Below are 14,954 nucleotides of genomic sequence, written 5' to 3'. Positions count from 1 at the left end.
TTTGTTATGAGGCATAACATGAAAAAAAGAGTTGTAGTAGCGTTAGGTGGGAATGCATTAGGTAATTCCCTTCCGGAACAAAAAATTGCAGTAAAAAGTACAGCTAAAACGATTATTGATTTAGTAGAAGCTGATTGTGATGTGGTAGTAACTCATGGCAATGGCCCTCAAATTGGTATGATCAACAATGCGATGGCTGCATTGACACGAGAAGTAGAAGGACAACCTAATACACCATTGTCCGTATGTGTGGCCATGAGCCAAGCATATATCGGGTATGACTTACAAAATGCCCTTCACGAAGAGTTGTTGAATCGTGGTATTGAACATCTACCAACTATGACAATGGTTACGCAAGTATTAGTTGACAAAAATGACCCTGGATTCCAAAATCCAACAAAACCAATCGGTCACTTTATGACTAAAGAAGAAGCTGAATACGCAGAAAAAAATTACGATTACGTTGTAAAAGAAGATTCTGGCCGCGGTTATCGCCGTGTAGTAGCATCTCCAGCTCCTAAAGAAATTATCGAAATCGAAGCGATTAAAGGCTTAGTTGGGAAACAATTAATCGTTGCTTGTGGCGGTGGCGGTATCCCTGTAACTAGAGAAGGTAATGAACTTCATGGTGCAGCAGCCGTTATTGATAAAGACTGGACTAGTAGCTTGTTAGCACAAGAAATTGATGCAGATGTACTTGTTATCTTAACAGCTGTTGAAAAAGTAGCTATTAATTTTGGTAAAGAAAATGAAAAATGGCTAGATGAAATAACCGTGGCAGATGCGAAAAAATATGCAGCAGCAGGCGAATTTGCAGAAGGTTCTATGAAACCTAAGGTAGAAGCAGCTATTGCCTTTGCAGAATCTAAAAAAGGCCGTGTTTCCATTATTACATTATTAGAAAAATCTAAGGATGGTATAGCAGGAAAAACAGGCACGCGTATCGTATTATAATAATATATAGATTTATAAGTATACATCCAACGACTCGTTGGGGAGGTGCCCATATGATTATATTAGGAAAAGGTACTGTAATTACTCGCGACACCGATAGACCTATCATTTATGATGGTGCCGTTGCTATTGATGGAACTCAAATTGTTGATATTGGTACATATGATGAGTTATGTAAAACTTATGCAAATGCAGAACTTATTGACGCTCATAACGGCTTGATTATGCCAGGTTTTATCAATGCACATCACCATATTTATTCTGCTCTTGCACGCGGTTTATCCTTGCCAGGACCAGCACCAACTAATTTTGGTGAAATTTTAGAAGGCTTATGGTTCTATTTAGATAATAAATTAACAGCTCCAGATGTGAAGGCTAGTGCATTGCTTACATACTTAGGATGTATCGAAAACGGCGTCACTACTATCTTCGATCATCATGCAAGCTATGGAGAAACCGCTAATAGTTTATCTGTAATTGCTGATGTGGCTAAACAGTTTGGTGTTCGCTCTTGCTTATGCTATGAAGTATCTGATCGTAACGGTGTTGATCAAATGAAAGCAGCTGTTGCAGAAAATGTACGTTTTGGTAAAGAAGCGAAAAAAGATCCATCTAGGCTCGCTGCTATGATGGGCTTACATGCATCCTTCACGTTAAGTTCTGAAACATTAGATTATGTAAAAGCACAAAATGAAGACAAGTTAGGTTATCACGTTCATGTTGCGGAAGGCCCTGAAGATGTGGCAGATAGTAAAGAAAAATATGGCATGACACCGGTAAGACGACTTGTAGAGGCAGGGATTTTAGGCCCTAAGAGTATTGCAGGTCACTGCGTACACGTAACAGACCAAGATGTAGAATTATTGAAAGAATCTCAAGCCAAGGTTGTACATAATCCAGAAAGTAACATGGGTAATGCAGTAGGCACAACAGATATCTTGAAACTATTAGGTGCAGGTATCACAGTTGGTCTAGGTACAGATGGTTACACAAATGACATGCTCGAATCTTACAAAGTAGCAAATTGCCTTGTAAAACATGAGCAACATAAACCATATGTAGGCTGGGGCGAAGTTCCTCATATGCTATTTGAAAACAACCGTAAAATGGCGAATGAATTCTTCGATACTACAGTTGGCATCCTTAAAAAAGGTGCCGCAGCTGACGTAATCGTTCTTGATTACGCAGCACCAACGCCACTTGATGAAAATAACATCAATGGTCACTTATTATTCGGTGCTAATGGTATGTATGTGGTAACAACTATTAGCGATGGTGTACCACGTATGATCGATCGTAAGTTACAAGGCATCGACAAAGCTGAAGTAATGAATGAAGTTTTATCAACATCTAAAGGTTTATGGAAACGACTAAACCCATAACGCAAGCGCTTTAAAGGAGTGTGACATTATGAGTGACATTATGTATCCGGTAAGTTTCGGAAATTTGATGAACCACATTATGACTGAGTACAAGATGTACAATCGTATTTACAATGTAAATAAAATTCATCGTACGAATCATGATCAACGCTTATCTATTTTTGGTAAATCCATTGAAAACCCTGTAGGTCCTGCAGCTGGCCCTAATACACAGTTGGCACAAAATATTGTGGCTTCTTATGTAGCTGGTGCTCGTTGCATCGAATTGAAAACTGTACAAATTATGTACGGTGAAGAATTAGGTATTCCTAGACCTTGTATCTACTCTGTAGACGAAACATACAACGTAGAATGGTCTTCTGAATATAGCTGTGATGAAGCTGCTGATGAATACATCAAAGCATGGTTTGCATTGAAATTGATCTCTAAAGAATTAGGCTTAGGCGATCCAGATGGTTTCTTGTTTATCATGAGTGTTGGTTACAACTTGGCTGGCATTAAGAGTCCAATGGTTGATAAATTCATCAACACAATGCGTAGCGCATCTCAATCTCCTATGTGGGATGAATGCAAACAATGGTGTCTTGACCATGTAGATGAGTTTGAACATATCGATGCTGATTATATCAACTCTATTAGCGATGAACTTTGCCAAGCAATCACATTGTCCACAATGCACGGTTGCCCGGCTGAAGAAATCGAATCCATTTGTTCTTACCTAATCAGTGAAAAAGGTCTTCATCTATACTTGAAATGCAACCCTACATTATTAGGTCCAAAACGCATTAGAGAGTTGTTAGATAATGCTGGTTTTGAATATATTGACTTTGAAGATCATCAATTCGAAGTTGATCTTCAATTCGATAAAGCTGTTCCAATGTTAGAACGTCTTATCGCTCTTGGTGAAAAACACAACAAGATCTTTGGCGTTAAATTGACAAATACATTCCCTGTACAAATTCACAATAATGAATTGCCAGGTGAGCAAATGTACATGTCTGGTAAATCCTTGTTACCTATAACAATTGGTGTAGCTGAGCTCTTAAGTGCTCAATTCGGCGAACGCTTACCAATGTCTTACAGCGGTGGCGCTGTAAAACAAAATATCAAAGCTATCTTTGATTGTGGTATCTGGCCTGTAACAGTATGTACAATTCTTCTTCAAGGTGAAGGCTACAATACATTTAAAGGTTTAGCCGATGAAGTAGAATCTACTGATTACAACGCTGCTTTGAAAGTACATAAAGATTTAATCGCTAAACTTGCTAAAGATATTAGTGAAAATAAAATCTTCAAGAAGAGCGATGCAATGAAGAAAAAACGTGAAGCAATGCCATCCTTCCCAGGTACACGTAGTTCTGATTATCACTGCCGTGTAACATGTGGCTCTTGTGTTCGCGTATGTCCTAATAGATGTAATGAAGTCGTTACTGTAAATGATGCTAAATTGATTATCCATATTGATCAAAGCTGTAATGAATGTGGTAACTGTGCATGTCATTGCGTAGAACCTTGTCAACCATACAAGGATCGCATTACATTCTTCCACAATGCCGAAGCTTTAGCAGATAGTACAAATGATGGATTCTACATCACAGGCACTAGCTGTGGTTATCGCTTCAAAGGGGAAGAAGCCGTATGTGACATCGATGCATTACCTGAAGAATTGAAAGGAGTCGTACATGCCTTCTGTAAAGAGCATGTGTACTATGTATCATGATTATCATACAACAAGGGGACTTGGTCTTAACTGATCGAATCCTTACCGGAGATTTACTTATCGATGGCGACAAAATTGTCGCCATTGATGAACACCTTTCTGTTCCAGAAGGGGCTGAAGTTATTAATGCAAAAGGTTGCTATGTATTCCCTGGATTTATAGATCCTCATACACACTTTCAGATGACAAATGCCTTAGCGTCTACTGCGGATGATTTTGATAGTGGTACAAAAGCCGCTATTCTTGGTGGGACAACATCAATCATTAATTTTGCTTCTCCTGAGGAAGGATCCCTTTGTAAAGGTTTAGAGGTTCACAAGGAGCGTGCTGCAGGGCATTGCTCCTGTGACTACAAATTCCATATGGAACTTGTAGAAATGAATGAAGATGTAGCCCGTGAGATACCACAGGTCGTAGCGGCTGGTGTATCATCCTTTAAAGTGTATTTAGCGTATGGTTTCCGTTTAACAGATCGAGAAATTTATGATGCTATAGAGGCAATCAAACCTACAGGAGCTCTCGTTGGAGCACACTGTGAAAATGGTGATCTTATTGATGCGCTCGTAGCTAATAAACGTAAACGTGGTGAATTAGATGTAAGCAATCATCCACTCACAAGACCTGCCATGATTGAATCGGAAGCGATTAAGCGCTTTAGTACAATCGGTGCTGCATTAGACTATCCTGTACATATTGTTCATGTAAGTTCTAAAGAGGGCTTAGAAGCGGTTGTTCGGGAACGAGACCTTGGACATAAAGTGACTTGTGAAACTTGCCCACAATATTTGGTACTTGATGAATCACGATATAATTTGCCTGATTTTGAAGGTGTTAAATATGTGATGAGTCCACCGTTGAGAACGATACAAGATCAAATGGCATTAAAGGCTGCATTAGTAAATGGTCTATTCCAAACAATTGGTTCTGATCATTGTAGCTTTACCTTTAATGATCAAAAATTAAAGAGTCGACATGACTTTACCCGTATTCCTGGAGGTATTCCAGGCGCAGAGGAACGGGGCATCATAGCTTATGATGTGTTGGTAAATCAATGCAATATGAGCGCTGTAGATTTTATGAAATTAGTTAGTGAAAACCCTGCAAAGCTTTACGGTATGTATCCGAAGAAGGGCACGTTAGCCGTTGGCAGCGATGGGGATATTACAATTGTTGATAAGCGCATTGAGCATGTGCTTTCAAAAGAGTCCGCCCATACAAAGGCTGACTATATACCTTATGAGGGCATATCCGTAACAGGTAAAGTTCGAGATGTAATCCTTAGAGGTCACCATGTGGTACAAGATGGATCCTTAACAGAATCATATCTTGGTGAATGTATTCCTTAATGAGAGGAGGGCTATATATGTACCGCTTTCAAGTGAATGGCACCCAATATGAGGTTCAAGAGGATCAACGTTTAATTGATTTCTTGAGAGCTGATTTGAAGCTAACGGGCACTAAAGAAGGTTGTAGTGCTGGTGCATGTGGTACGTGTACAGTAATTATAGACGGAAAAAAAGCAAAGGCTTGTGTAACTAAATTATCTCAATTAGATGGTAAATCAGTTGTAACAATTGAGGGACTATCTGAACGGGAAAAAGCGGTATACACCTATGCTTTTGGTGAATGCGGAGCGGTGCAGTGTGGTTTCTGTATCCCAGGTATGATTATTAGTGCAAAAGTTTTAATTGATGAAAATAATGACCCTACACCTGATGATGTAAAAAAAGCTATTTTAGGCAACATTTGTCGTTGTACAGGCTATGTAAAAATTGAAGAAGGCATTATGTTAGCCGCAAAAATGTTCCGTGAGAACTTACCAGTTCCTGAAAAGGATACAAATGGTAATGTAGGTGCTCGTTTACACCGCGTTGATGCAGAGGAAAAAGCACTAGGTACTGGACAATACGCTGATGATATCCATATGGATGGCATGATTTATGCTAAAGCATTGCGTTCTAAATACCCTCGTGCTAGAGTCGATCGCGTTGATGTTTCTAAGGCGCTTGAACATCCAGCTTGTGTAACAGCTTTGACCGCTAAAGATGTACCATTTAATAAAACTGGTCACTTAGTGCCAGACTGGGATGTACTCATTGCAGAGGGCGATATCACTCGTTATGTAGGTGATGCAATTGCGCTCGTAGCAACTACAGAGAAAAAATACTTGGACGAAGTTCTTGCTCTCGTTGAAGTTGATTATACAGAGTTAGAGCCTGTAGTAGACCCATTAGAAGCATTAAAACCAGATGCACCTCAATTACATCCAAGCGGAAATGTATTGACTCGTCAAACATTATCTCGTGGTGATGTAGATAAGGCTATTGCAGAGGCTGCATTTGTAGTAACAAATCACTATTCCACACCTCAAACAGATCATGCATTCATGGAACCTGAATGTGCTGTAGCATATCGTGAAGGCGATGTAATTCATTTGCATTCTGGTAGCCAAAACGTTTACGATGATCGCCATGAAGTGTCTCGTATGCTTGGCATCCCTGAGGAATCTGTACAAGTTCATAGCATGCTCGTAGGTGGCGGCTTTGGTGGTAAAGAGGACATGAGCGTACAGCATCATGCATCTCTTGTAGCTTGGCTTACAGGCAAACCAACTAAGGTTCTCTTCTCTCGTCAAGAAAGTCTTAATATTCATCCTAAACGCCATGCGATGGAAATGGATATTACTACTGCTTGTGACGCAGAAGGCAACTTGGTGGCAAGTAAGGTAAACATCGTATCTAACTGTGGTGCATATGCATCCTTAGGTGGTCCTGTACTTCAACGTGCAGGTACACACTCTTGTGGTCCTTACAAATTTGATAACTTTGCCTTTGATGGCGTTTGTGTTTACACAAATACTGTTCCTGGTGGTGCATTCCGCGGGTTCGGCGTAACACAAACTATCTTTGGTCAAGAACAAAATATTGATGAATTAGCAGCATTGGTAGGCATGGATCCTTGGGAGTTCCGTTATAAAAACGTTGTTCGCCCTGGTGACTCCTTACCAAATGGCCAAATTTGCTCCGAAGAAACTGCATTAGCAGAATGTTTGGAAGCAGTAAAAGATGCATACTACGCATCTGACCGTACAGGTCTTGCTGTATGCTTGAAAAACAGTGGTATCGGTGTAGGGTTACCTGATACTGGCCGCATTATCTTAGAAGTACGTGACGGCAAAGTTCGCATCCGTACTGGCGCAGCTTGTATCGGTCAAGGTATGGCTACTATGGCTACTCAAGTTCTTTGTGAAACAACTGGTTTAACAGCTGACAAAGTATTTGTAGAACGCCCTGACACAGTACGTACACCAGACTCTGGTACAACTACTGCATCTCGTCAAACAGTATTCACTGGTGAAGCAACTCGCAAAGCAAGTCTTCGCTTGAAAGAAATGTTAGAAACTAAGTCATTAGAAGAACTGAATGGTGTAGAAATTTATGAAGAGTTCCTTGGTGAAACAGATCCATTCAACTCTGATAAACCACATCCAAAAAATCACGTTGCCTATGGTTACGGTGCTTGTGTAGCAACAATTGGTGAAGATAATAAAATTGCTGATTTACATGTAGCATACGACGTAGGTCGTGTAGTTAACCCACAATCCTGTGCTGGTCAAGCTGAAGGCGGCGCCATCATGGGTATGGGCTTTGCTGTAACAGAAGACTTCCCTTATAAAGATGGCTATGTAACAGCTAAATACGGCACTCTAGGTCTTCTTCGAGCGACACAATGTCCACCAATTCATGTAAGTTTGATTGAAAAGGGGACACCAGAACAATATGCATACGGCGCTAAAGGTATTGGTGAAATTTCCAGTATTCCAATTGCACCAGCTATTGCAAATGCGTATCGTCGTATTGACGGAGAACCACGTAGATCTTTGCCGATTCAACATACAGGTTATAAAAAATAGAATATTTGCTTAATGGGTAGGGGCCTAAGGCCCCTAGCCATCAAGGTTCCCACGTGAAGTCGATGAGATTTCTCTAAACTCTATCATGTACGATAGTATGACTATATAATTTTACTAGTAACTAAAACGTAAGATATGAGGTGATTCTTATGAGTAAAGCTATATCTGGCGTCGACCATGTAGATGGTATGCTGCCAATCCCGCAATTATTTGCTTATGGCTTACAGCACGTACTAGCTATGTACGCAGGTGCAGTAGCGGTACCAATCATCATCGCACAAGCGATGAACTTACCTATTGAAGACTTAATTCGTTTGATTACGGCCGACTTGTTCACATGTGGTGTTGCTACATTGATTCAAACATTAGGCTTTGGTCCTATCGGTGGTCGTATTCCTCTTATTCAAGGTGTAACATTTGCTTCTGTAGGTCCAATGATTATGATTGGTCAGCAGCATGATATTACAACTATCTACGGTGCGATTATCGTAGCCGGTATCTTTACATTCCTTGTGGCTCCATTCTTTAGTCGTTTGATTCGTCTATTCCCACCTGTAGTAACAGGCACTATCATTACTATTATTGGTATCAACTTGATGCCAGTAGCAGTTAAATGGATGGGTGGCGGTGCAGGCAGTCCAAACTTTGGGGATCTGCTTAACATTGCTCTTGGTGTAGCTACATTTATTATTGTTATTATAACCTATCGATTTGGTAAAGGATTTATTGGTAATCTAGCAATCTTAGTAGGTCTTATCCTTGGTACAGCCCTTGCTATGCTTTGTGGTGTTACTGACTTCTCCGAAGTAGGTCGTTCTCAATGGGTATCCATTGTAACACCGTTCTATTTTGGTCTTCCAACCTTTGACTTTGCTTCTATGATTTCTATGATTATTGTAATGCTCGTAGTTATGGTTGAAACAACTGGTGACAGTATCGCAGTAGGCGAAATCGTTGATAAACCTATCGGTCAAAAAGAGTTGGCTGCAGTACTTCGTGCTGATGGCTTATCTACTTTAATCGGTGGTGTGCTTAACAGCTTCCCTTACACAGCGTTCGCTCAAAACGTTGGTCTTATCGCTGTAACACGCGTTAAGAGCCGCTTCGTTGTAGCAGCATCTGGTGTTATTCTTATTTTATTAGGTCTTTTCCCTAAATTAGCTGCTATCGTAGCTTGTATTCCAAATGCCGTTTTAGGCGGTGCAGGTATCGCAATGTTTGGTATGATCATTGCCAGCGGTATCCGTTCCCTTGGTAAAGTTAGCTTTGATGGTAACTACAACTTGATGTTAGTAGCGATTAGTATTGGTGTATCCATGATTCCTCTAGCTGCGCCTAACTTCTATGCACATTTCCCAGATTGGGCTCAAATTCTTTTGAAATCTGGTATCACAGCTGGTAGTATCATTGCCGTTCTTCTAAACGTTGTATTCAATGGCTTTGGTTACAAAACTGTTAACGAACCTAATCGTGCAATACGTAAATACCGTCACTTCACACGATTCAAAGGCTATCCTAAACATTTCTATCAATAATATATAGTTAGACGAGTTTATTCTCATACGATTACATGTATTGTCTTTCACAATAGAAACCTTGTTTGTATAGGTAAAACATCTATATACATGTTTTCGATTTTAAAAGGGCTCACTCTAGTTTTAGAGTGAGCCCTTTTTTGTGTGGAATCGTGTACTACTTTGGTATATAATTAAATAATATTATTACAAAGGAGAAGCATTATGAAAGACGAGCGATTTATAGTTACGTATCGAATAGAAGCAGGTTCATATGAAGAAGCAAAAGCCATTGCATGGGCTGTTCAAGTAGAACAAACCATAGAGTTCCCTTATGAGTTTATTACTGATTCGTATATTAAAGAAAATATCACTGGTCGGTTAGAGAGCCTTGAGCCTATGGAACAAGGTTCTGCATATGTTAATGTTGGCGTTATGCCAAATGCTGTAATTGATGTATCTCGTTACTATGTGGCTCGTATTTCGTATCTTGTAGATACTACGGCATTAGAAGCGACACAATTTTTAAATGTTGTCTTTGGAAACTCGTCCTTACAACCTCATATTTGGGTGGTTGATGTAGAGTTATGTCCAACCCTTTATGATGTGTTTACAGGGCCTCAGTTTGGTTTACAAGGCATTCGTGACTTAGTGCACACACCGACACGACCTATGATTCAGGCGGTTGTAAAACCTATGGGAACACCTAATGAAGAGTTAGCTCGTATGTGTGGAGCTTATACACGTGGTGGGGCAGATGTTATTAAGGATGACCATGGTATCTCTAACCAGTCGTTCTCTCAATTTAAAGATCGGGTAAAGCGATGTGCTGCTATAGTGCGTGAAATGAATGATAAACACGGCAAACATACCTTATATGCAGCTAATGTGTCTGGCGATGGTACAGACGTAATAGAACGTGCTTATTTTGCTAAGGAAGCTGGCGCAACGGCCCTTATGGTGGCTTCCGGTCTTGTTGGCTTTGGATGGCTTCATAAATTAGCAAGTGATGAAAAGTTAGGCTTACCAATCATTCATCATCCTGCTTACTCTGGTGGCTTTGTGAGCCCTGGTGTATCTGGTATTGCCGATTATTTACAATTGGGACTGTTACCACGTATCTTTGGTGCAGATATGCCAATCTTTGTATCCTATGGTGGACGTTTTACTTTCACAGTAGAGCAATGTAAGAGAATTTCGAATTATATTAAACAACCTATGGCATTGATGAAAGCGGCTTGCCCAGCTCCAGGTGGTGGTGTAACAGATGCTCGTCTTAATGAACTAGTTAAGTTATACGGTAATGATACAATGTTCCTCGTTGGGGGCGATATGTTCCGTAGAGGTCCGGATATCGAGTCTAATATGGCTTACTTTGTAGAGCGTTTGACTGACTTATCTGAAAGCAAGTCATGATAGTTTACGGTTATATAACTTAATACAATAGTTATATCGAATAACTAAGTCACTGACTTTCACAAAAATATGTAAAGAATTATGATTAAGTATATGGAGTGTTTTGATGAGTGAATCCTCACCGTTGGAGGTCTATGTCCTTGCTAGTGGCAGCAAGGGCAATTGTACAGTAATAAAAAAAGGGAACTCCGTCATATTGCACGATGTAGGCATTAGCTGTCGGCGCATCGTAAATGGATTAAAGGAATTGCATATCGATATGGCACAGGTAGAGGGCATATTTATCAGTCATGAGCATAGTGATCATATTGCAGGACTGCAACAACTGTTGAAACGATTTGATATTCCTGTGTACACGAAACAGGGGACGTGGCGTGAAATACAAGACAAGCTTGTCGTACCAAAGAATCAATTAATTGAACTGACCAAAGGGAGTTTGACCTTGGGGAATCTCATTGTAGAACCTTTTGCAGTGAGTCATGATGCGGCTGATCCAATCGGAATAAATGTATTTTCTGGAAAAGACAAGGCTACAGTCGTGACCGATACAGGTATCATTTCTGATGATATATTACATAGAATTGATGATAGTACGTTGTTAGTGTTAGAGGCTAATTACGATCCTCATATGTTGCGTTTTGGACCGTATCAACCATTTTTAAAACAACGGGTGGCCAGTGATGAAGGCCATTTAAGTAATGAAATGGCAGCTCAAGCCTTGCTTATGATGAAGAGGCCTGACTTTATGCAAGTTATTTTAGCTCATCGCTCTGAAAATAATAATAATGCCGTCCTTGTTACTCAAACAATTGGGAAAATGCTCGTAGATGGTGGCGTACGTATTGGGCCGGAAATGAAATTACAACATGGTCAGCCTAATGAAATTGTGTCTATGCAATCAATAAAGAGGTAGAGTATGAGATTTTATGTAATTTGTATTGGCAAACTAAAAGATGCTTACTTACGTGATGGGGTAGCAGAATTCGTGAAGCGTATGCGACCATATGGCGGCATTACCATTACTGAACTAAATGAAAGTAAAATTGGAGATAAACCAAGTGATGCAGATCGTAAACAAGTCGTTATAGAAGAGGGGGAACGATTATTAAAAAATGTTCCTAAGAATGCTTATACAGTGTTACTCGATGTGTACGGTAAAACGATGTCCTCGGAAGACTTGGCAAAGACCGTAGCAAAATTAGAGGTGGATGGCGTTAGTGATATGGCGTTTATCGTTGGCGGTGCTTTTGGCGTAAGTGATGAACTACGTAGGTCAGTGAATTATAAATTATCCTTTAGCCCAATGACCTTTACCCATCAAATGGTACGCTTATTACTAGTAGAACAAATTTATAGAGCCTCTAAGATTAATCGTAACGAACCATATCATTGGTAATAGACTTATAAATTATTTATATAATATTCTTATAAAAAAGGAGTTTTATTATGCTATGTCGAATAGTATAATAAAGCAAGATGTATTTGTAAGGAGGAATTCACTATGAAAATTCAAGAAGTAATGAATAAATACCCTGTTACTGTTGGCAAGGATGCGCCGATTTCTGATGTGGCTGACTTATTGGTAAAATATAATTTAACAGCTGTTTCCGTAGTGGATGACAACAATAAATTATTAGGTATTATTTCTGAAGGTGATTTGCTTTATAAAAAAGTTCGCCCTCATGTACCTCACTATGTAAATGTGTTGGGCGCTAGTATTTATTACAATGGCATTGGCGAATATAATGCGCAATTCAAAAAATTGTTAGCATCTCACGTTCATGAGTTGATGACTGACGAAGTCATTACAACTACACCGGATAAAGATGTAGAGGAAATTGTATCTGTTATGCTTGATCAACATTTGAAAAATGTTCCTGTTGTAGATAAGGACTACCATTTGATTGGCATCTTGTCTCGTCGTGACATTATCAAATTGATTGCTAAAGATAACTAATTCGCATAATTATGTAGAACATAGAAAGACCACCCATTTCGGGGTGGTCTTTTAGTGTAAATTGAGAAGAATTGCATTGACCTTGCATTTATGTTATTATTAGGAGTGCATAATATACTACAGAAATTTGGGCGTATTGCCCTTCGAGGAGGACATATTTTAAATGAAAGCAACTGTAAATCCTGTTGATCAACACGTAGTAACGTTAACTATTGAAGTACCTGCAGCAGAAGTAGATAAAGGCATTAAGCAAGCTGTAAAACGCATTGCAAGTCAAGTAAACATTCCTGGCTTCCGTAAAGGTCATGCGCCTCGCCGTATTTTGGAAATGAACTTCGGCAAAGACGCTATCATGGAAGAAGCATTCGAAGTATTGGCTAGCCAAAACTACAGTGCCGCACTTCGTGAAAATGATATCGTTCCTGTATCTGAACCAGAAATCGAACGCGAACAATTCGAAGAAGGTAAAGACTTGATTTTCAAAGCTACTGTAACTAAACGCCCTGAAGTTAAACTTGGTGACTACAAAGGCTTAGAAGCTGAAAAACAAGATGCTACAGTAACTGATGAACAAATCGAAGAACAATTGAACAACATCCGTGAACAACAAGCAAAAATGGTTGTTGCTGAAGAAGGCGCTACAATTCAAAAAGACGACTTCGCAGTAATCGACTTCGCTGGTTCCGTTGATGGCAAACCATTCGATGGTGGTGAAGGTAAATCTTACCCATTACAAATCGGTTCTGGTAGCTTCATTCCTGGCTTTGAAGATCAATTGATCGGTGCTAAAGCTGGTGATGATGTAACTGTAAAAGTAACATTCCCTGAAGACTACTTCGTAGCAGAACTTGCTGGTAAAGAAGCAGAATTCAAAACACATATCCATGACATTAAACGTAAAGAGTTACCTGAATTGAACGACGAGTTCGCAAAAGAAGCAAGCTCTTACGAAACTATTGAAGAATTGAAAAAAGATCTTCGCGCTAAAATGGAAGAAGAAGCTTCCCGTCGCGCAATCGATACTTACAATGCAGACTTGATTCAAACAGCTGTTAAAAACGCTACTGTTGAAATCCCAGAAGTAATGATCGAAGATCGTGTAGAACAAATGATTCAAGAATTGGCTATGAACATGGAAGGCCGTGGCTTGAAACTTGATGACTACTTGAAATTCTCCAACAAAACTATCGAAGATTTACGTTCTGAATACAAAGATTCTGCAGCTGAAAACGTACGCGCTGATTTAGTATTAGACGCTATCGCAACTGCTGAAGGTATCGAAGTAACTCCAGATGATATGAACCGTGAAATCTTCATTATGGCTCAAAACTTTGGGGCAGATCCTAAAGAAGTTTGGGATATTATTGCAAAAGAAGGTCGTGTAGCTATGTTGGCAGGCTCTGTAGCTCGCAAAAAAGCAGCTCGATTCATTATTGATAATGCAAAAGGCGCTGAAGCGGCTAAATAATAGTTTGCTCAACTAGGTACATGAAAAGGTGAATATATGTATGTACCAATCGTAGTTGAACAAAGTGAACGCGGCGAGCGTTCCTATGATATTTACTCTCGCTTGTTAAAGGACCGCATTATCTTCCTAGGTGGACCTATTGATGATAATGTAGCAAATGCGGTTATTGCGCAAATGTTATTCCTAGAAGCAGAGGATCCTGATAAGGATATCCATTTGTATATTAATAGCCCCGGTGGTGTTGTAACTGCCGGCATGGCTATTTATGATACGATGCAATATATTAAACCAGATGTGTCTACCATTTGTGTAGGCTCTGCAGCGAGCATGGGGGCAGTGCTTTTAACAGCAGGTGCCAAGGGCAAACGTTATGCGTTGCCTCATGCACGCGTTATGATTCACCAACCATTAGGTGGTGTTCAAGGGCAAGCATCTGAAATTGAAATCCATGCCCGTGAGATTCTTCGTATGCGTGAAGAATTAAATGGTATCTTAGCTTCTCGCAGTGGACAAGATATTGAGGTTGTAGCGCGTGATACAGATCGCGATAACTTCATGAGTGCTCAGGATGCCGTTGAATACGGCTTAATTGATGAGGTGCTCACAAGAGAACCTGTAGAAAGCAAGTAA

12 protein-coding genes are annotated in these 14,954 nt (G+C 39.8%); all 12 read left to right on the top strand.

Annotation, left to right across the window (positions count from 1 at the left end):
- Positions 1 to 18 precede the first annotated feature (18 nt).
- The 12 genes from arcC (at position 19) to clpP (ending at position 14,954) form a co-directional block, all read left to right on the top strand.
- On the top strand, positions 19 to 954 hold the full coding sequence (gene arcC, locus O3607_RS03440) for a carbamate kinase (RefSeq protein ID WP_024065749.1): 936 nt from the start codon (positions 19 to 21) through the stop codon (positions 952 to 954).
- 53 nt (positions 955 to 1,007) lie between these two features.
- Positions 1,008 to 2,336, top strand: coding sequence for a putative aminohydrolase SsnA (gene ssnA, locus O3607_RS03435; protein WP_302857821.1), 1,329 nt, complete (start codon positions 1,008 to 1,010; stop codon positions 2,334 to 2,336).
- A 28-nt stretch (positions 2,337 to 2,364) separates the two neighbouring features.
- Complete coding sequence (locus tag O3607_RS03430; RefSeq protein ID WP_302857822.1) at positions 2,365 to 4,056, top strand: selenate reductase; 1,692 nt, start codon at positions 2,365 to 2,367, stop codon at positions 4,054 to 4,056.
- Entirely contained in the window at positions 4,053 to 5,402 is a 1,350-nt protein-coding gene (gene hydA / locus O3607_RS03425; protein WP_302857823.1) for a dihydropyrimidinase, read from the top strand. Before O3607_RS03430 ends, hydA begins: the two co-directional genes overlap by 4 nt.
- A gap of 17 nt (positions 5,403 to 5,419) precedes the next feature.
- The gene (xdh, locus tag O3607_RS03420) at positions 5,420 to 7,969 is read left to right on the top strand and encodes a selenium-dependent xanthine dehydrogenase (RefSeq protein WP_371443329.1); all 2,550 of its coding nucleotides are present in this window, start codon (positions 5,420 to 5,422) and stop codon (positions 7,967 to 7,969) included.
- Positions 7,970 to 8,118: 149 nt separating this feature from the next.
- Complete coding sequence (locus O3607_RS03415; protein WP_060924007.1) at positions 8,119 to 9,504, top strand: nucleobase:cation symporter-2 family protein; 1,386 nt, start codon at positions 8,119 to 8,121, stop codon at positions 9,502 to 9,504.
- A 204-nt stretch (positions 9,505 to 9,708) separates the two neighbouring features.
- Positions 9,709 to 10,899: a RuBisCO large subunit C-terminal-like domain-containing protein gene (locus O3607_RS03410; RefSeq protein WP_060924006.1), complete on the top strand. Its 1,191-nt coding sequence runs from the start codon at positions 9,709 to 9,711 to the stop codon at positions 10,897 to 10,899.
- A 106-nt stretch (positions 10,900 to 11,005) separates the two neighbouring features.
- A complete protein-coding gene (locus tag O3607_RS03405) occupies positions 11,006 to 11,812 on the top strand; it encodes an MBL fold metallo-hydrolase (RefSeq protein ID WP_316582656.1) in 807 nt (268 codons plus the stop codon).
- A 3-nt stretch (positions 11,813 to 11,815) separates the two neighbouring features.
- Positions 11,816 to 12,295, top strand: coding sequence for a 23S rRNA (pseudouridine(1915)-N(3))-methyltransferase RlmH (gene rlmH / locus O3607_RS03400; protein ID WP_129823198.1), 480 nt, complete (start codon positions 11,816 to 11,818; stop codon positions 12,293 to 12,295).
- 105 nt (positions 12,296 to 12,400) lie between these two features.
- Complete coding sequence (locus O3607_RS03395) at positions 12,401 to 12,856, top strand: CBS domain-containing protein (protein ID WP_024065467.1); 456 nt, start codon at positions 12,401 to 12,403, stop codon at positions 12,854 to 12,856.
- Between the two features lie 163 nt (positions 12,857 to 13,019).
- Positions 13,020 to 14,324: a trigger factor gene (gene tig / locus O3607_RS03390; RefSeq protein WP_105085923.1), complete on the top strand. Its 1,305-nt coding sequence runs from the start codon at positions 13,020 to 13,022 to the stop codon at positions 14,322 to 14,324.
- Positions 14,325 to 14,360: 36 nt separating this feature from the next.
- Positions 14,361 to 14,954: an ATP-dependent Clp endopeptidase proteolytic subunit ClpP gene (gene clpP / locus O3607_RS03385; protein ID WP_005385987.1), complete on the top strand. Its 594-nt coding sequence runs from the start codon at positions 14,361 to 14,363 to the stop codon at positions 14,952 to 14,954.

Source organism: Veillonella sp. 20925_1_51 (assembly GCF_041431445.1).
GTDB classification, from domain to species: Bacteria; Bacillota; Negativicutes; order Veillonellales; family Veillonellaceae; genus Veillonella; species Veillonella nakazawae.
Note: the sequence above shows the minus strand (reverse complement) of the source record. Positions and strands in the feature narration are given on the sequence as shown.

Coding starts and splice junctions, on each gene's coding strand:
- ssnA (WP_302857821.1), top strand. CDS start 1,008: ATGATTATATTAGGAAAAGGTACTGTAATTACTCGCGACACCGATAGA.
- clpP (WP_005385987.1), top strand. CDS start 14,361: ATGTATGTACCAATCGTAGTTGAACAAAGTGAACGCGGCGAGCGTTCC.
- O3607_RS03395 (WP_024065467.1), top strand. CDS start 12,401: ATGAAAATTCAAGAAGTAATGAATAAATACCCTGTTACTGTTGGCAAG.
- hydA (WP_302857823.1), top strand. CDS start 4,053: ATGATTATCATACAACAAGGGGACTTGGTCTTAACTGATCGAATCCTT.
- xdh (WP_371443329.1), top strand. CDS start 5,420: ATGTACCGCTTTCAAGTGAATGGCACCCAATATGAGGTTCAAGAGGAT.
- arcC (WP_024065749.1), top strand. CDS start 19: ATGAAAAAAAGAGTTGTAGTAGCGTTAGGTGGGAATGCATTAGGTAAT.
- tig (WP_105085923.1), top strand. CDS start 13,020: ATGAAAGCAACTGTAAATCCTGTTGATCAACACGTAGTAACGTTAACT.
- O3607_RS03410 (WP_060924006.1), top strand. CDS start 9,709: ATGAAAGACGAGCGATTTATAGTTACGTATCGAATAGAAGCAGGTTCA.
- O3607_RS03430 (WP_302857822.1), top strand. CDS start 2,365: ATGAGTGACATTATGTATCCGGTAAGTTTCGGAAATTTGATGAACCAC.
- O3607_RS03415 (WP_060924007.1), top strand. CDS start 8,119: ATGAGTAAAGCTATATCTGGCGTCGACCATGTAGATGGTATGCTGCCA.
- rlmH (WP_129823198.1), top strand. CDS start 11,816: ATGAGATTTTATGTAATTTGTATTGGCAAACTAAAAGATGCTTACTTA.
- O3607_RS03405 (WP_316582656.1), top strand. CDS start 11,006: ATGAGTGAATCCTCACCGTTGGAGGTCTATGTCCTTGCTAGTGGCAGC.